This is a genomic window from Actinomycetes bacterium, from assembly GCA_036000965.1.
In the GTDB taxonomy this organism is placed as follows: domain Bacteria; phylum Actinomycetota; class CALGFH01; order CALGFH01; family CALGFH01; genus DASYUT01.
In genome coordinates this window covers 1-17,474 of record DASYUT010000253.1, presented here as the reverse complement: position 1 = coordinate 17,474, position 17,474 = coordinate 1, and the positions used below count along the sequence as shown (strand labels likewise).

At 72.2% G+C, this 17,474-nt stretch carries 15 protein-coding genes; 9 read left to right on the top strand and 6 right to left on the bottom strand.

Features of this window, described 5'->3' with window-relative positions:
- The first annotated feature begins 88 nt into the window (after positions 1 to 88).
- Together VG276_21895 and VG276_21890 are read left to right on the top strand one after the other, a co-directional pair.
- Complete coding sequence (locus VG276_21895) at positions 89 to 2,488, top strand: nitrate- and nitrite sensing domain-containing protein (protein ID HEV8651974.1); 2,400 nt, start codon at positions 89 to 91, stop codon at positions 2,486 to 2,488.
- 48 nt (positions 2,489 to 2,536) lie between these two features.
- A complete protein-coding gene (locus VG276_21890; protein ID HEV8651973.1) occupies positions 2,537 to 2,911 on the top strand; it encodes a DUF742 domain-containing protein in 375 nt (124 codons plus the stop codon).
- A 208-nt stretch (positions 2,912 to 3,119) separates the two neighbouring features.
- Here VG276_21890 and VG276_21885 read toward each other — a convergent pair whose 3' ends face one another.
- Positions 3,120 to 4,640 (bottom strand): APC family permease, encoded by a 1,521-nt coding sequence (locus VG276_21885; GenBank protein HEV8651972.1) that lies wholly within the window; start codon positions 4,638 to 4,640, stop codon positions 3,120 to 3,122.
- Between the two features lie 436 nt (positions 4,641 to 5,076).
- Between VG276_21885 and VG276_21880 the strand changes: the two genes are divergently transcribed.
- The 4 genes from VG276_21880 to VG276_21865 all read left to right on the top strand — a co-directional run bounded on the left by VG276_21880 (position 5,077) and on the right by VG276_21865 (position 8,011).
- The gene (locus VG276_21880) at positions 5,077 to 5,757 is read left to right on the top strand and encodes an HAD family hydrolase (GenBank protein ID HEV8651971.1); all 681 of its coding nucleotides are present in this window, start codon (positions 5,077 to 5,079) and stop codon (positions 5,755 to 5,757) included.
- Positions 5,758 to 5,967: 210 nt separating this feature from the next.
- Positions 5,968 to 6,510: a DoxX family membrane protein gene (locus VG276_21875; GenBank protein ID HEV8651970.1), complete on the top strand. Its 543-nt coding sequence runs from the start codon at positions 5,968 to 5,970 to the stop codon at positions 6,508 to 6,510.
- Between the two features lie 98 nt (positions 6,511 to 6,608).
- Entirely contained in the window at positions 6,609 to 7,184 is a 576-nt protein-coding gene (locus VG276_21870; GenBank protein HEV8651969.1) for a carboxymuconolactone decarboxylase family protein, read from the top strand.
- Entirely contained in the window at positions 7,181 to 8,011 is an 831-nt protein-coding gene (locus VG276_21865; GenBank protein ID HEV8651968.1) for a radical SAM protein, read from the top strand. The genes VG276_21870 and VG276_21865 overlap by 4 nt, the downstream gene beginning before the upstream one ends.
- Positions 8,012 to 8,100: 89 nt before the next feature.
- Here VG276_21865 and VG276_21860 read toward each other — a convergent pair whose 3' ends face one another.
- Complete coding sequence (locus VG276_21860) at positions 8,101 to 9,480, bottom strand: hypothetical protein (protein ID HEV8651967.1); 1,380 nt, start codon at positions 9,478 to 9,480, stop codon at positions 8,101 to 8,103.
- Between the two features lie 99 nt (positions 9,481 to 9,579).
- On the opposite strand from VG276_21860, the gene VG276_21855 reads away from it, so the two are divergent.
- On the top strand, positions 9,580 to 10,341 hold the full coding sequence (locus VG276_21855) for a glycosyltransferase family 2 protein (GenBank protein HEV8651966.1): 762 nt from the start codon (positions 9,580 to 9,582) through the stop codon (positions 10,339 to 10,341).
- A 130-nt stretch (positions 10,342 to 10,471) separates the two neighbouring features.
- Entirely contained in the window at positions 10,472 to 11,155 is a 684-nt protein-coding gene (locus VG276_21850) for a TIGR04282 family arsenosugar biosynthesis glycosyltransferase (protein HEV8651965.1), read from the top strand.
- 69 nt (positions 11,156 to 11,224) lie between these two features.
- Here VG276_21850 and VG276_21845 read toward each other — a convergent pair whose 3' ends face one another.
- Together VG276_21845 and VG276_21840 are read right to left on the bottom strand one after the other, a co-directional pair.
- A complete protein-coding gene (locus tag VG276_21845) occupies positions 11,225 to 12,493 on the bottom strand; it encodes a HAMP domain-containing sensor histidine kinase (GenBank protein ID HEV8651964.1) in 1,269 nt (422 codons plus the stop codon).
- A complete protein-coding gene (locus VG276_21840; protein HEV8651963.1) occupies positions 12,490 to 13,230 on the bottom strand; it encodes a response regulator transcription factor in 741 nt (246 codons plus the stop codon). The genes VG276_21845 and VG276_21840 overlap by 4 nt, the downstream gene beginning before the upstream one ends.
- 186 nt (positions 13,231 to 13,416) lie before the next feature.
- On the opposite strand from VG276_21840, the gene VG276_21835 reads away from it, so the two are divergent.
- A complete protein-coding gene (locus VG276_21835) occupies positions 13,417 to 14,499 on the top strand; it encodes an NAD-dependent epimerase/dehydratase family protein (GenBank protein HEV8651962.1) in 1,083 nt (360 codons plus the stop codon).
- A gap of 95 nt (positions 14,500 to 14,594) precedes the next feature.
- Here the strand turns inward: VG276_21835 and VG276_21830 are convergent, their stop codons facing one another.
- Both VG276_21830 and VG276_21825 read right to left on the bottom strand, forming a co-directional pair.
- On the bottom strand, positions 14,595 to 16,019 hold the full coding sequence (locus VG276_21830; GenBank protein ID HEV8651961.1) for an ATP-binding protein: 1,425 nt from the start codon (positions 16,017 to 16,019) through the stop codon (positions 14,595 to 14,597).
- Positions 16,016 to 17,474 (bottom strand): FAD-dependent oxidoreductase (locus tag VG276_21825; GenBank protein HEV8651960.1); only part of this gene is annotated, 1,459 nt, incomplete at its 5' end. The genes VG276_21825 and VG276_21830, both read right to left, overlap by 4 nt.

The window sequence follows — 17,474 nt, the reverse complement described above, 5'->3', positions numbered from 1 at the left end:
CGGCTTGCCGTGGTCATGCGCGAGAGCATCGCGATCCGGTCGCTTTGGATAGCTGGCCCAAGGATCGGACTACGACAAAGGGTAGCTGATGCTCGAGAATCTGACAATCAGGTCGAAGATCGTCAGCCTGCTGATCCTCCCGCTGGCGGCACTCGCGGTCTTCGCTTCGTCGCAGGTCATCTCCACCTCCCGCAACAGCAAAGAGGCCCGTGGCGTGAACGACATCAGCCACTTCATGCCGGCGCTGATCCGGATGGTCGACGCCGCGCAGCTGGAGCGGGGGATCACGCTCGGCTACGTCGGCAGCAGCCGCCGGCACTATCGCAGCACGATGCTCGCGGACCGGGTCATCACCAACCAGGCGAAGCGCGCCCTCGACGCCGAGTTCGCCAAGCTCGACCTCGACATCTTCAGTGGGCGCCTGCGCGCCCAGCTGACCGCGACGGTGGCCAGGGCGGACCAGCTCGTCAACCCGAAGGCGCAGGGATACCAGCGGAGGGCCTTCGAGGAAGCCGGGTCGGTGAAGGACGTCGCCGAGTACTACAACCAGGTCATCGGCGACCTGCTCTTGTTGCACAACGAGATCGATGCTCAGACTTCCGACCGGAACCTGGCCCGCAACCTGGTCACCTTCACCGCCGTCTCCCGGCTCAAGGAGGCCGCGTCCGAGCAGCAGGGGATCTTGTTCGCGGCCCTGGCGGGCGGCCGGTTCGTCGGCACGCAGTATGCGGACTTCACCACCGCCACCGGTGAGGAGAGCGCCTGGCGCAAGCAGTTCCGCGCGACCGCCGCCACCGAGCAGACCGAGTTCTTCGACCACACCGTCAAGGGGCCAGACGTCAACCGCGCAACTGCCATCCACGACGCCGCGATCGCTGCCCAGGACTCTCACGACCTTGTCCACGACCTCAAGAACACCCCCGACTTGGCCGGCTTCAACGACGCCACCGACTGGTTCTTCTCCGCCCGGGCCAAGATCGACCTGCTTCGCGCCGTCGAGCAGAAGCTCGCCGGCGACGTGGGGAAGCTTGCCGGGTCGGTGCGGACCAGCACGGAGAACCGCGCCACGGTCGCGTTCTTCCTGACAATCATCGTGCTCGAGGCGACGATCGGCTTCTCGCTGCTGATGGCCCGCTCGATGGCGAGACCGCTGGAGCTCCTCGAGCGGAGCGCGCGCGACGTGGCCGAGCAGCAGCTCCCCGGCGTGGTCGAACGCCTGCAGCAGGCCCAGGAGGTCGACCTCGCCGCCATGCAGGCGGAACCGGTGCCGATCAGATCCAAGGACGAGATCGGCCGGGTGGCCGAGGCGTTCAACTCCGTGCACCAGGTGGCGACTCGCGTCGCCACCGAGCAGGCCGCCTTGCGCCGCAGCATCGGCGACATGTTCGTCAACCTGGCCCGGCGCAGTCAGCGCCTGATCGACCGGCAGCTCAACTTCATCGAGGAGCTGGAGCGCGACGAGACCGACCCCGACGAGCTCGCGAAGCTCTTCCAGCTCGACCACATGGCGACCCGCATGCGGCGCAACGCCGAGAACCTGATCGTCCTCTCAAGCGCCGAGTCCGCGCGACGCTGGAGCGAGCCCGTCCCCCTCGCCGACGTGATTCGCGCGGCCATCTCCGAGGTCGAGGACTTCACCAGGGTCCAGCAGATCACGGTCGACGAGGTACAGGTCTCCGGCCACGCGGTCAACGACGTCGTGCACCTGCTCGCCGAGCTGGTCGAGAACGCCACGACCTTCTCGTCTCCGGAGACGCCGGTGAAGATCGCCGGGCAGGCCATGCCCAACGGGCACCTGCTCGAGATCGAGGACTGCGGCATCGGCATGACCGACGACCAGCTGGCCGCAGCGAACGAGCGCCTCGCCAACCCGCCGATGATCGACTTCGCGCTGTCGCGTCTGCTCGGCTTCTTCGTGGTCAGCCGCCTCGCGCAGCGCTACGGCATCAAGGTCCAGCTCAGGCACTCCTGGTACGGGGGCGTGACCGCGCTGGTGCTGATCCCGCCGGGCTTGCTCACCCAGCCGGGCGCGACCCAGCTGTCAATGACCGAGGCCGGCGAGTTCCCGCAGGACAGCCGCCTCGCGCAGCTCCCGCCGCCGCCCGCGCCGGCCATGGCCAGCGTCGGTCGCGGCGGCGACCTGCCGATCTTCGAGGCGGCCCGGTCGGAGTGGTTCCAGGGCGGTGCCTGGGCCACCACGCACCCACCGCTGCGACCCGAGAAGATGTCCGAGAGCGCCCTGCCGCGCAGGACCCCGCAGGAGAATCTCGCTCCCGGGCTGGCCACCACGGCCCAGCCGACGGCGCAGCCGCCACCGCCACCGTCTGGGCTGACCCGCTCGCCCGACGACATCCGGAATATGCTCACCAGCTACCGGGCCGGTCTCCGGCACGGCCGCCTGGAGGCGACCAGAGACCAGCACACCCAGCCCGCAGCCGACCCCTCCGACCCGTTGCTCCCCGGGAGCGCGCATGACATGCCGCACTAGCCGGGCACGGGTCGCCCGGCCCCCTGGTCGCGAGGAGAAGGACGCGCGATGAGCAGCACCGGCGGCGCCGACAGCTCGGAGGGGCCGAGCCGCCTGGTCCGCGCCTACGCGGTGACCGGAGGCCGGACCCACTCCCAGCGCGACGACCTCGAGCTGGAGACCTTGGTCACGACCTCCTCCCACGGCGAGGCCACGGCGCCGTCGCTCGGCTTCGAGCGGCGCTCGATCGCCATGCTGTGCCGGGACGTGCTGTCGGTCGCTGAGATCTCCGCCTGCCTCGACCTGCCTCTCGGCGTCGCCAAGATCCTTGTCAGCGACATGGCCAACGAGCGGCTCGTGATCGTGCACCGACCCGCGAGCTCCGGCGGGCGCCCCGACCTCGTCCTGCTCGAGCGGGTCCTGGCCGGCCTGCGGACGATCTAGCGACGACCGCGCGGCAAGGAGGGCAGGGACCCGGGCTCGAGGGCAGGGACCCGGGCAGGCCCCCGCAGGACGGTGGTGTCACGACCTCGCCACAGCAGCAGGTGACCGACGGGCGCAGGCCTGTGCCGCCCTCCTCGCTCGTCCTACTACGGGGCAGCCAAACGGTGTGACTTGTCAGGCTGCTCACCAGCGGAAACGCGAAACAGCATCACCCCGTTTGATTACCGCGGTGATAGCTGTCTGCCTCGGTCGCGGGCACGCCCGTCGGCATGGGCGAGGTCGGGGACAGGTCCCGCAGCCGCAGCGGCTCGCGGTCCTCGGCCACTCGCCGGTAGGCGTACAGCACGCACGCGGCGACCAGCGTGAGGAGGCCGATGAGGAGCTCCTTGTAGCCGCCGTAGCCGGTGAGGCTGAACGACGGCGCGCCGATCAGCACGAAGGCGAGGTTGGCGGCTGCCAGGATGCCCGCGACCCACAGCCACAGCGACGACAGGGGCAGCGGCCGCGGCCAGGTGGCCAGGTCCCGGCGCAGCAGCAGGATGGCCGTCAGCGCGAACACATGGCACAGGATGTAGCCGAGGTTGCTCGCGGCGAGGATCGCGATGGTGTTGGTGAGCGTCAGCACCACCACGATATTCACGACCATGTCCACGGTCATGGCCCGCGCCGGTACGTGGAAGCGGTTCAGGCGCCCGAGCCACTTGATGGTCATCCCCGTCTTGGAGATGCCGTACAGGGCGCGCGACCCGTCCATGGTGGCGGTGTTCATGGCCAGGATGAACGCGGCGATCAGCAGCGGCAGGATGAAGTTCGCGCCCACGCCGATCATCTTGTTGATCGCGGCGACGTAGAAGGAGTAGTCGACGGCGCCTGCGGCGATCTTGTCGGCCGACAGCACGCCGCCTACTCCAAGCGGCAGCAGCGCGTAGACGACCAGCGAGAACGCGGCCGAGCGCCGCAGGGCCAGAGCGGTGTCGTGCTCCGGGTCCTGGTACTCGGGCGCGAAGGTGGCGGCCGACTCGACGCCGTACGACGACCACCCCATCAGGTAGAACCAGACCAGCGCGAGCCGCCAGCTGTTCCCCAGCGAGCCGCCGGTGTCGTCAACGAGCCAGGTGAGGTTGTGCGGGCGGAAGTAGCCGGTGAGGTAGGGGAAGATCATGAACAGCGCGAGCGGGATGACCAGCAGGGCGGCGGTCACATAGGCGACCCACAGCGCCGGCTTGACGCCGAGGGCGTTGAAGGCCCACACCGCCACGATCAACAGGATGGCGATGAGGCGCGGCAGCGTGAGCGTCACGCCGACGTCGATCGTCCAGGTCGCGTTGGGGAACCACTGCGCCTGCACCAGCGAGCCGATGACCAGGCCGTTGATCGCGAGCACGACCGTCCAGCCGGCCCAGTAGCCGATCGCGGCCATGGGTCCGACGAAGGTGCAATAGCGGCGCCAGCCCTCGTGGGCGTAGATCGGGATGCCGCCGGAGCGGTCGGGGAACATGGTCGCCGGCTCGGAGTAGATCTTGTTCTGGGCGACCCCGATCAGCATCGACAGCGTCCACAGCACGAAGGCGCCCAGCGCGCCGAGGGTGCCGATGGACGCGCCGAGGCTGGCGATGAGAAAGCCAGGGTTGGCCAGGCAGACCACGAACCCGTCGTACCAGTGCAACGCCTTCAGGAGCTGCCGGTCGTCGACCTGCACGGTCGCGCGTTGCAGGACTGGCTGATCCATGTGCCGCCTCCTGGTGGCGTTTGGTTGGCGTTGCTGGCTGCTGGTAGGTCAGAGCGCGCGTCGGTCGCGACTGTGGTGGGAGATCCTTATTGCATCTTCGCCAATAGTTATTGGCTCATCACCAAGAGCTTTAGGTGAGCCTAGACGATCAGGACAGGGGTCGGCAAGTGCGACGTACCGGGCATCAAGCGAGCCGTACCGGGCGGTCCATGAACCGTGAGCTCGTCCTGCGGTGCATGCTCGCAGTAGGTGGCAGTACCCTGAGGGAGCAGCAGGACAGCATCCGGACCCGGTCGACGCGCATGGGGTCTGGTTAGGGGATCACCACGGTGGCAACCGGTTGGATGGAGGCATGCTGCAGGGCCGGCATCTCCCTGCGGCCTCCCGGCTTCCCGGCTCCCGGTTTCCTGGACTTCCCGGTTTCGTGGCGGAGGCGATGAACCAGCGGACGGTGTTCGTGTTCGACCTGGACGGCACGCTGGTCGACAGCGTCTACCAGCACGTGCTCGCCTGGCAGGAGGCCCTCGAGGGCGCCGGCATCCACCTGGCGGTCTGGCGGATCCACCGGCGCATCGGCATGAGCGGCGGGCTGTTCGTCGGCGCGCTGCTCCGCGAGACCGGCAAGCCCGTCGACCCGACCACGGTGGCCCAGCTGCAGCAGGCCCATGCCGAGGCCTACCGCCGCCGCGCCGGCCGGCTGCGGCTGCTGCCCGGCGCCCGCGAGCTGCTGGAGCATCTGACCGACCTGGGCGTGCCCTGGGCGGTGGCGACCAGCGGGCTCGCGGAGGCGGCCCGGCCGACCCTGGAGCTGCTCGGGGTCCCCGACCACGTCCCGGTGATCACCCGCGACCAGGTCGCTCACGCCAAGCCGGACCCGGACCTCTTCCTGGCCGCCGCCGAGCGGCTGGGCGCCGACGTCGCCGACGCGATGGTGGTCGGCGACTCGGTGTGGGACCTGCTGGCGGCCCGGCGGGCGCGGGCGCTGGGGATCGGGCTGCTGGCAGGCGGCTACGGCCGTGAGGAGCTGGAGCGGGCCGGCGCCTACCGGGTGTACGAGGACCCGGCCGACCTGCTGGACCACCTGGACGAGGTCGGCGTGCGACCACGCACCCTCTAAATCTGTCTCGACGAGCGCGACCCGCCGGCCAAGCCTGCCGTGAGCGCTCCGTGCGGCGGTCGTGGGGCGGGCGTCGTGGGGACCGGCCGGCCAGGCCCTGGCGAACCGGTGTTGTCCCAAGATCGTAAGGTTGCTGCCAGGGCGACCGAGATGGTTCAGGTCTAGGATCCCGGTGTGGCCGTGGTTGCGAGTGGTTGCGAAAGGACTCCGATGGCCAGAACCGCCAAGGCGCCTGTCGGAGTGGGGGTGCTCCCAGCCCGGGTGGTGGCCAAGGGCCTGGCCGCGTTCCGGATCTTCATGGGTTTCACGCTGTTGACCAACGGGCTGGCCAAAGTCGTCAACAAGAGCGCCTACGACTTCAAGATCGTCTCGTTCGGTCTCATCGACCGGGGGGTCGCGCGTGGGCTGCTGGTGGTCTATGCCGGCCCCAAGTCGCACGCGCCAGCGTTCATGAAGTCGTTCTACAACTCGGTCGTGCTCGACCATTGGGCGTTTTGGCAGTACTTCCTCACTGCGGCCGAGGTCACGGGCGGGGTCCTGCTCTGCATCGGGCTGGCCAGCCGCTTCGGTGGGCTGATCGGGGTCGGCCTGATCGGGCCGCTGCTGATCATGACGATCGACAACGGCGCCTACCTGTTCGACTTCCTGCCCGATGTCGTGCCGTTCGTGATCCTGGCGCTGGTGCCCTCGGGCCGGGTATGGGGGCTCGACGGCCGCATGGTCGCCCGCTTCGGCGACCGATGGCCGTTCTGACCCTGGTCAGTGGTGAGCACCCGGGTCGTGCCCGCCGGGGCGGCACCAGTCCGGACGTATGGGAGGCAAGCGGCGGAAGCGTTCACAGGGCAAGCCCCATGATTCAGGAGGGCAGAGCCATCGGCGGCGTTCATCTGATCAAGGCCGAGCAAGCCCCGCTGCTCGCCCGGCCCTACTACGCCAGCGGCGACCCGGGGCCGATCGTCGCCGCTCTGGCCCACGTGCCCGAGCTGCTCGAGGTCGCCATGCCGTTCCTGGGTGCGGCGCTCGGCCCGTCCTGGATCAGCGCGCGCGCCAAGGAGCTCGTCATCCTGCGCACCTCGGCCCGGCTCGCGTGCCGGTTCTGCGTGCAGACCCACACCGTGGCCGCCCGCGACACCGGGCTGGCGCTGGACGAGGTACGGGCACTTCGCGGCGAGCTCCCGCTCGAGGCCGCCTTCGACGACCCGCACGAGCTCGCCCTGCTCGACTGGGTCGACACGGTCGCGCTCGGCCCTGGACCGGTGCCCGACTCGGCCCGGGCCGCCGTCCGGGTCTGGTTCGGCGACGCCGAGCTGGTCGAGCTCACCCTGCTCGTGGGCGCGACCGTGCTGCTCAACCGGTTCTGCACCGCGCTGGACCTGCCCACCTCCCCACAGGTGCTGGCCCGGCTGGCCCAGGAGGGGCTGGCATGACCGCGACCATCGCCAGGGCCGTCGCCGAGGGTGTGCTGCCCGGCCGGGTCTGGTTCTACGCCAACTACCACTGCAACCTGGTCTGCGCCTACTGCCTGACCGAGTCGGGACCCAAGGCGGCTCGGCGCGAGCTCGGCCGCGAGCGCATGCTCAAGCTGGCCGAGGAAGCCCGGACGCTGGGCTTCACCGCCTTGGGCGTCACCGGCGGCGAGCCGTTCCTGCTGCCCTACCTGCCCGAGCTGCTCGTCGAGCTGGCCGGGATCCTGCCCATCGTGTGCCTGTCCAACGGGACCATGTTCACCCGTGACCGGCTGGCGCGCTTGCAGCCCCTCGCGGACCTGCCAGCCGCGATCCAGCTCTCCCTCGACCGGCCCGAGCCCGACACCAACGACGCGATGCGCGGCCCGGAGAACTTCCGCAAGGTCGTCGAGACGATCCCCCGGCTGGTCGGGCAGGGCGTGCGCGTGCGCATCGCCACGACCGTGACGTCCATGGCCGCCGGCGAGCAGGAGCGGCTGTGCGAGCTGCACCGCCGGCTCGGCGTCGCCGACGACGACCACGTCATCCGCCCGATCGTCCACCGCGGCCGTGCCGTCGACCACGGCCTGGGCGTCGACGCCGGCCCCGCCGACCTGCCCGCCGAGCTCACCATCACGACCGACGGGGCGTTCTGGAGCCCGTTCGGGCCCACCGTGCACGGCGGCCGGCTGGACACCGACCTGCTGCTGACCCGGACCACCGATCCGCTCAGCACCCCGGCCGGCGTCCTGCTCCGCCTCGTCGAGGGCCGCCCCCAGGGAGCCGACACCCAGCTCAACATCAGGTGAGCGTGAGCCGCTACGAGCCCGGTCGGGCTCACCCAGATCCCGCTTCACCCACCAGCGGAGCTCATCCAGGACCGCCTCGAACACGGCCGCTACCAGCGCGTGTCGAACAGGACCTGCACAGCCAGGACCTGGGTCAGGAGCAGGCACGCGACGACCGGGAAGCGCACGCGCCAAGTGAGGAGCTGGCGGGTCGCCGGCACCAGGACGAGCGGCACGAGGAACTGGAAGATGCGCTCGACCTCGCCCTTGGTGAAGCCCCAGGAGGCCGCCGCGAGCAGGGTCGCAAGCGCGGCCCCGTCGACCGACGTCCATGCCCGCTCGCGGACCACCGCCACGGCGCGCGTGGCGAGCGCAGCCAGCAGCGGCACGCCCAGCATCCCGCCGAAGGCGACGATGTCGCCTGGCAGCCACAGGACAAGGGGTCGACCCGCCGAGCCGGGGGCTGCCTGGTAGGCGCGATGGACCGCCCGCACCGCGGCGACGACGTCGTAGCCGGTCGTGAGCCAGAGCAGCCCGGCCAGTCCGGTGGAGACCGCCGCGGTACCCACCGCCCAGCGCAGGACCCAGGCCCGGTCGCCGCGCAGCCGGCCAATGGCCCGCACGCCGAGGAACGCGAGCAGCAGGACGGCCGAGTAGGTGAGCATCGCCCCCGCCCAGAGCAGGGCTCCGCCAGCCACCGTCCAGGCGGGGGAGCGGCGGGTGAGGCCCCGGTGAGCGGTCCACGCGGCCGCTCCGAGCACGGTCGCGAAGATCGCGTCGGCGGAGGTCGCAAGGTACAGGACGACCCCCGGCGACAGGACCCACGCGGCGAGCGCCAGGCGCCCGCCCTCCTCACCGAGCTCGTCGCGCGCCAGGCCGCCGGCGGCCACCACCCCGAGCGACCCGATGGCCACCGTGGCGAGCGCGGCGGCGGTGAGACCCGGCCAGACCCTGCTCACCAGCGCGTACACGAGCATCGCACCGGCCGGGTGTCCGGCAGCGTGGGTGGGCAGGGAGGGCAGCAGCTGCGGGAAGTGGCGAAGGAACGTCGGGACCGCGCCGACATGGCCCACACCCGCCGGGTACTCGCCCGCGTAGTCCAACGGGCTGCGCCACGCCCACGGGCCGCCGGCCAGCGCAGAGACGGCGAGGGCGAGGATGGCGGCGAGGCCCGCCGAGACCGCCACCCGCACCCGCCATCCGGCCTGGCCGCGATGCAGCGCCACCACCGCGGCCGCCGCGGCCGCGATGACGGGCGTGGCAGCGGCGGCCCAGCCGGCGGCGAGGTGCGGGTGGGGGAAGACGTAGAACGGGAGGCTGAAGAAGTACGGGACGCTCGGGACCTGGAGCGCGACCCCGCTCTGGTGGCGGAGATAGAACGTACCGAGCGTCCCGATCGCGAGGACCGTCACCGCGGCCGCGATGCTCGCTCGGGCAAACGCCTTGTCCGCCGGCTGCTCGAGCTGCCTCCGGAGCGCTTTCGGCCGCATGCGCGAAGCGTAACGGCCCGAAGGCCATGGCGCCCGCCGGCTGGCCATCTGTGGCAAGACCGTAAGATCGGCTGGCCATCTGTGGCAAGACCGTAAGAAGTGAACGCCGACTTCGAACGATCCCGCCCGTACACTTCCGCCATGGACCTCACCGGGGTCACCGTCGTCCTGCCGGCCCTCAACGAAGCGGCCGCCTTGCCGACCGCCCTCGCCTCGTTCCCGGCAGAGGCCGACCTCGTCGTGGTCGACAACGGTTCCTCCGACGGCACCGGCGCTGCCGCTGCCGCCGCCGGTGCCCGGGTCGTGCACGAGCCGCGCCGCGGCTTCGGCGCTGCCTGCTGGGCCGGGGTTCTGGCCTCACCCGACGCCGAGGTGATCGCGTTCGCTGACGCGGACGGCTCCTTCGATGGCGCCGACCTCGCCGCTGTTGCCGGGCCGGTACTCGCGCGGGAAGCGGACCTTGTCGTCGGCTCGCGTCTGAAAGGCACCCGCGAGCCGGGTGCGATGTCGGCGGTCGCGGTAGCGGAGAACCTCCTCCTCGGCTTCGCCTGCCGGCTGCTGTTCGACGTCCCGCTCTCCGATCTCGGCCCGTTCCGAGCGGTCCGACGCGACACGCTGCTGGCGCTCGGGATCCGCGACCGTGGCCACGGCTGGCCGCTGGAGATGATCGGCCGGGCCGGCCGGCATCGGCTCCGGGTCCTGGAGGTGCCGGTGCGCTACCGGCCCAGGGCCGCGGGGACCAGCAAGGTGTCCGGGTCGCTGCCTGGGACCATTCGCGCGCTGGCCGCCATGACCCGCGTCACCTACCGTCTCCTGCGAGAGGCGCCCGCCCGTCGACCTGGAACGCCAACCGCCAGATGAACCCCCACTTACCCGTTCGCCGCCGGCCGGCGGCCGGCCCGCCGCGCTTGCGTTTGTTCCCGTCCGAGGTCGGCCTGCCCGTGGTCACACGCATGCTGGTGCGAGAGCGCTGCTCGAGCTGGGCCGCCGGATGACGCGGCCTCGTCGCGCGCTGGTCGTCATCGCCAAGGAGCCCGTGCCGGGCGCGGTCAAGACGCGCCTTGCGCCCGTCCTGGGTGCCGACGGCGCCGCGTGGGCGGCGGCTGCGATGCTGACCGACACGCTGGCGGTCATGGCCGAGCTCGACGCCGAGCCGTGGGTGTGCTTCGCACCGCCTGATGCGCGCATGCGGATGGCCCGCCTCGCCCCCGGCTGCGGGCTGATCGCCCAGGTCGAGGGCGATCTCGGCGACCGCCTGGCTGCCTGCTTCGCGGCGCTGTTCGGCGGCGGCGCCGAGCGGGTGGTGATCGTCGGGGCCGACACTCCGCATGTGCCTCGCGAAACCTACGATGCGGCGTTCGCGCTGCTGGATCAGGTCGACGTCGTCCTCGGGCCGGCCGAGGACGGCGGCTACTATCTGGTGGGTGCCAAGGCGGCGCTCCCCGAGCTGTTCGTCGGCGTTCCCATGGGCACCGACGCGGTGCTCCACGTGACCATCGAGCGGGCCATTCGCCGGCGGCTGCGGATCGGGATGGTCCCGATGCTGCGCGACCTGGACCGGCTCGAGGACCTGCGGGCTGCGCTCGCGGCCGGTGACCTCGACGGCAGCCCGCGCACCCGGGCTGCCGTGGCCGACCTGCTGGCCGTCCGGCGCGCACCTGCCCCCCAGGAGTGACAGCGGAAGCCTCGGAGCGTCCCACCAGCAGCGCTCATCACCGCAGCCGTACGCCTGGGCGTCCCGGGATCACGACGGTGGCGACGTCGTGCGCCGACGACCGTTGCAGACGCTCGCGCTGGAGCCGACCTGGTGGGGCAGCTGGAAGGCGAACTGGCAGCCCCCGTCGACGTTGGCCACCTGGATGGTGCCGCCGTGGGCTTCGACGAGCCCCCGGGCGATGGCGAGGCCGAGCCCGGTCCCCCTGGTCGAGCGGGCCTGATCGCCCCGCCAGAGCTGGTCGAACACGCGGCGTAGGTCGGTGGCGGGGATGCCGCCGCAGCTGTCCCGCACATGGACCACCGCCGCGTCGTCCGCGTCGTCCGCGCTGACCACCAGGGATCCTCCGGGTGGGGTGTGGTGGATGCCGTTGACGACGAGGTTGGCCAGTACGCGGCTGAGCTGGTCACGACTGGCCAGCACGATCCGGAACTCCTGGGGCAGGTCGGCCTCGAGCCGCACCCCCGCTGCCTCGGCTTCGGGATGAAACCGCTCCAGCACCTCCCGGATCAGCTCGGGCAGGGAGGTCGGCTCGAGCTGGGGCACCACCGCACCAGCCTGGATCGCCGACAGCTCGAACAGGTCGTCGACCAGGCTCGAGAGCCGGTCGACGTGCCCAGCCAGGCCGGCCAGGTACCCGCGGCGAGTTGCCTCGTCGGGAGCCACGTCGTCGGCGAGCGCCTCGGCCACCAGCCGGAGGCTCGCGAGCGGGGTCCTCAGGTCGTGCGACGCCCAGGCGACCAGGTCGCGTCGGCTCGCCTCGACCGCCCGCTCCCGCTCGCGGGCGTCGGCCAGCCGCGCGGCGGCCGCGTTCAGGCTCTCCGCGACGGCGGCCACCTCGGGCGTGCCGCCAAGGCGGGCTCGGGCGGACAGGTCGCCCGCCTCGAGGCGGCGCGCCACCTCGGCCAATGCTTCGAGGTCGGCCGCGGTCCGTCGCGAGCTGACGATGCCGTAGGCCACGCCGGCGCCCGCGGCCAGGGGGAGCGAGGCGACGACGACGGACAGGTCGTGGGGGCTGGCCAGCATGCACGCGGCCACGACGCCGAGCGCAGCCAGGGCGGCGCCAGCCGTCACCGCGGCGGTGAGCGCGGTCTGCCTGGCCATGGCGGCCCGCTGCCGGCGCAGCCGGCTCTGCAGGCCGAGCCCGGCCACGGCGACCGCGAGCCCGCCGGCGGTGCTGAGGCCGAGCAGCATGGCCAGGTCGGGCCACGGGATGCCCGCAGCAGCGGCGACCAAGGCGGTTCCCGCGACGCCGATCCCGAACCACAGCGCCGGTTGGAGTGCATGTCGACGCTTCATCCCGCCCCTCCTTCCAAGCCCTCCCTGGCGACCAGCGCCTCGCCTGGCCCGACGGGCACGAACCGGTAGCCGACGCCGTAGACGGTCTGGACCCGTCGCGGGTTGGACGAGTCGTCCTCGACCTTCTCGCGCAGCCGGCGCACGTGCACCGTCACGGTCGACGTGTCGCCGAGCCAGGCGTACTCCCAGACCTGCTGCAGGAGCTGCCCGCGGGTGAACACCTGGCGCGGGTGGCGGACGAGGAACAGCAGGAGGTCGAACTCCCGGACGGTGAGCGCGACCTGGCGGCCGGCCACCTCGACCTCGCGGGTGACCGGGTCGACCACGACGTCGCCGGCCCGGACGGGCAGCGGGCGGGGGCCGTCGGTCGGCCGGGTCCGGCGCAGGACGCTGCGGACGCGGGCGACCAGCTCGCGGGGGCTGAACGGCTTGACGACGTAGTCGTCGGCGCCAAGCTCGAGGCCGAGGACCCGGTCGGCCTCCCCGCCCTTGGCGGTCAGCATGATGATCGGCGTGGCGCCGGCCGCCCGCACCTGGCGGCAGACGTCCAGCCCGTCAACGGCCGGCAGCATGAGGTCGAGGATCACGAGGTCGGGGGCGCGGGTGGCGACGGCCTCGAGCGCCCGGGCGCCGTCGCGGGCCACCTCGACCCGGTAGCCCTCCCGCTCCAGGTAGTGCCGGACGACCTCGCCGACGGTCGGCTCGTCGTCGACCACCAGCACCCGCTCCCCGGCCATCCCGCCCCCTCCTCCCCGGTCGGGCCGGTGTCGGCCGGCAGCGCGGCACGCGGACGCCGGTCCCGGTCCACCCGCCCGACGGTGGCACACCAGCGCGGCGGCCGCCAGGCCGGCCCGCGCGCCGTCACGACTTCGTAAGGGTGGAACGGTTGACCGCGGGAGCCGCGGGCGGCAGGCTCCCAGGTCATGCGCGTCCTGGTCACCGGCGGGGCCGGGTTCATCGGAAGCCACGTCGTGGACCGGCTGGTCGAGCTCGGCCACCGCGTGCGGGTGCTCGACCGGCTGCACCCCAACGCGCATGCCGGGCGGCCCGACCACCTCCGCGACGACGCCGAGTTCTGGGAGGTCGACCTGGCAGACCCGGCGGCCGGGGTGGCGCTCGACGCCGCCCTCGACGGCGTCGACGCGGTCAGCCACCAGGCAGCCATGGTCGGGCTCGGCCGGGACGTGGCCGACGTCGTCGACTACGTCCGCGACAACGACCTGGGGACCGCGGCCCTGCTCGCCGCGTTGCACCGGCGCCGGGGGCAGGTCGACCGGCTGGTGCTGGCCAGCTCGATGGTCGTCTACGGCGAGGGCGGGTACCGGTGCGGCGAGCACGGCGGGGTACGCCCTGCCCCGCGCCCGGTCGAACGGCTCGCGGCCGGGCGCTGGGAGCCGGTCTGCCCGTGCTGCGGCGCCGAGGTCGGCCCGGTCGCCGTCACCGAGGACGCGCCCACCGACCCGCGCAACGTCTACGCGGCCACCAAGCTCCACCAGGAGCAGCTCGCCACGGCCGCCATGCTGCAGGGCGGTCCGGCCGTGACCGCCCTGCGCTACCACAACGTCTACGGACCGCGGATGCCCCGGGACACCCCCTACGCCGGGGTGGCCGCCATCTTCCGCAGCGCGCTGGCCGACGGGCGCCCCCCTCGGGTGTTCGAGGACGGGCGCCAGCGGCGCGACTTCGTCCACGTCGCCGACGTGGCCCGCGCCAACGTGCTGGCGCTGACCGCTCCCCGGCCGGTGCTCGGCGCGTTCAACGTGGCCAGCGGCGAGCCGCACACGGTGGGGGAGATGGCGGCGGCGATCGCCGCCGCCGTGGGCGGGCCGGCCCCCGAGGTGGTGGGCGGCTGGCGGCCCGGCGACGTCCGCCACGTCGTCGCCTCGCCCGAGCTGGCCGCCGAGCGGCTCGGCTTCCGGGCCCTGGTCGGCTTCGCCGACGGCATGGCCGAGCTCGCCACCGCCCCTCTCCGCGCCCCGGCCCGCGCCGGTACCGACACCGGCTGAGCCACCTCCCTCTGCGCTTCGAGCTCGCCTGATGCGACCGGGGGCCGCCGCTCAAGCTCGACAACGAGCGCCGGCAGCGGCCGAGCTGCTCATCCCTACTGGGTGGGGGGACCGCCCGTGGGCAGCAGCACCTGGAAGCGGGTGTCGCCCGGGGTTGAGGTGACACGCAGGTCGCCGCTGTGGCGTTGCACGACGATCCGCCAACAGATGTCGAGGCCGAGGCCGGTGCCCTTGCCGACCGGCTTGGTGGTGTAGAACGGCTCGAAGATGTGGGCGCCGACCCGCTCAGGGATGCCCGGGCCGGTGTCGCCGATCTCGACCAGCACGCGGTCGCCGTCGCGGCGGGTGCGCACCGTCAGGATGCCGCGGCCGTCCATGGCGTCGACGGCGTTGTCGATCAGGTTGGTCCACACCTGGTTCAGCTCGCCCGCGTAGGCGGGGAGCTTCGGCAGCGACCGGTCGTAGTCGCGCACCACTTCGATGCCCGTGCCGAGCTTGTGCCCGAGCATCGTCAGGGTCGACTCGAGCCCGTCGTGCACATCGAGGTGCTGCAGAGGGCTGCGGTCCATCTGCGTGTACTGCTTGGCCGCGCCGATGAGCTTGGAGATGCGCGCGGCCGCGTCGGCGAGCTCATCGAGCAGGCTCTCGGCTTCGCAGGTGACGGCGACGACGCCCACAGCATGCGGGAGCAGCTCGGCGGGGACGCTCGCGGCGACCTGCTCGAGCCAGGCGGCGTCCACGCCGGCGGCGACCAGCGGCGGCGTGAGGTCCCAGCCACCGGCGACGCCGTGCTCCTCCAGCCAGCCGCCCAGCTCGTCCTCACGGTCGGACGCCTGCAACGGGGACAGGGGCGCCAGCTCGGCACGACGACCGAGGGCCTGGCGCACGAGGTCGACCAGCGTGGCGAGCCGGCCGGCCGCAAGCTCACCGTGGTGGGTGAGCGCGGCCAGCTCGCCCCACAGGCCCGCCAGCCGCTCGTGGAGGGTGGCGGTGGCGCGGACGGCGGCGGTCGCCGGGTTGTTCAGCTCATGGGTGAGGCCGGCGGTGACCGTGCCGAGGGCGACCAGCCGCTCGCGCGTGCTCACCGTCTGCTGCGTAGCCATCCCCTGGATGGCGAAGCCCTGCAGCAGGTGCGTCGCCATCGGGAACCACTCCCGCACCGCCCAGCCGAAGTCGGTGGCGGCCAGCTCCCAGAAGCGGCAGCCGGTCACGGCACGGAGGCTGCCGACGTACGAGCGCGGGGGCACGTCCAGGTACGCCAAGAACGCGCCAGCGTAGGTGCCCCGGTAGTCGGAGCGGTTCATCTCGATCTCGGTGCCGCCCGCCCGCACCGACATCGACAGCGTGCCATCCAGCAGCACGAACAGGCGGGTCGCGGGCTCGCCAGCGGTGTACATGGTCGTGCCGGCCGGGTAGCTCCTGACCTCGCCGCGCTCCGCGAGCCAGGCGAGCTGCTCGTCGCTCAGCTTCTCGAACAGGAACAGCTCCCGGAGCGCCTCGGCGCCGAGCCGCTCGGTCACTGGGTCTCCAGGTAACGGTGGACGAGCTGGATCGCCGTCGCCCCTTCACCGACCGCGGAGGCGACCCGCTTCACCGAGTTGGCGCGCACGTCGCCGGCGGCGAAGATCCCTGGCACGCTGCCCTCCAGGTAGTAGGGGTCCCGGTTCAGCGGCCAGCCCGTTGGCCGCTTCCCGCCGACCAGCAGGTCTGGGCCGGTGAGCAGGAACCCCTTGGGGTCACGCTCGATCACGCCGTCGAGCCATTCGGTGCACGGCGCCGCGCCGATGAACACGAACAGGAAGCTCGCCGGCACCTCCTCCACCGTGCCGGCGCGGGTGTCGCAGAGGCTGAGCCGCTCCAGGTGCTCCTGGCCCGCCGCCCCGACCACCTGGGTGCGGGGTCGCACCTCGATGTTGGGCGTGTCGCGGATCTGGCGGATGAGGTAGTACGACATGGACTGCTCCAGGCCGTCCGCGCGCACCAGCAGCGTGACCCGCCGCGCGTGCCTGGACAGGAACACCGCCGCCTGGCCGGCGGCGTTGGCGCCCCCAACCACGTAGACGTCCTCGCCGGCGCAGGCGGGCGCCTCGGTCGCGGCCGACCCGTAGAACACCCCCAGGCCGGTGAGCTGGTCGGCGCCGGGCACATCGAGCTTGTGGTAGGCGACACCGGTGGCGAGCACCACCGTGTGGGCGGCGACCTCGCTGCCGTTGGCGAAGCGGACCACGCGGGACGACCCGCGCACCTCGAGGCCGGCGACGCTGCGGGCGGTGAGGATCTCCGCGCCGAACTTGTGGGCCTGGCGACGTGCCCGGTCGGTGAGCTGCGCGCCGCTGACGCCGTCGGGAAAGCCGAGGTAGTTCTCGATCCGCGAGCTCTGGCCCGCCTGCCCGCCGGTGGCCTGCCGCTCGAGCAGGACCGTGCGCAGCCCCTCTGACGCGGCGTACACGACCGCGCCAAGCCCGGCGGGCCCACCGCCGACGATCACCGTGTCGTAGAAGTCAGTGGCGGGCGTGGTCGACAGGCCCACCCGGGCGGCCAGCTCCTCGACGCTCGGGTCGACCAGGGAGTCGCCGGCGGGCGTCACCACCAGCGGGATGCTGGTGGCGTCGAGCCCGGCAGCCTCGAGCAGCCCCTGGCCCTCCGGCTGCTCGACGGTGAGCCAGCGGTACGGCACCGAGTTCCGCGCGAGGAAGTCCCGGACCTCGAACGAGCGCGCCGACCAGCGGTGCCCAACCACCTGGGTCTCGGTGACCGGCTTGTCCCCGGTGACGAGCCACAGCTCGATCAGCGCGTCGACGACCGGGTAGAGCTTCTCCTCAGGCGGGTCCCACGGCTTCAGCAGGTAGTGGTCGAGGTCCACCACGTTGATCGCCTGGATCGCGGCGTCGGTGTCGGCGTAGGCGGTCAGCAGCGCCCGCCGCGCATGCGGGAACAGGTCCATGGCCTGCTCCAGGAACTCCAGGCCGCTCATC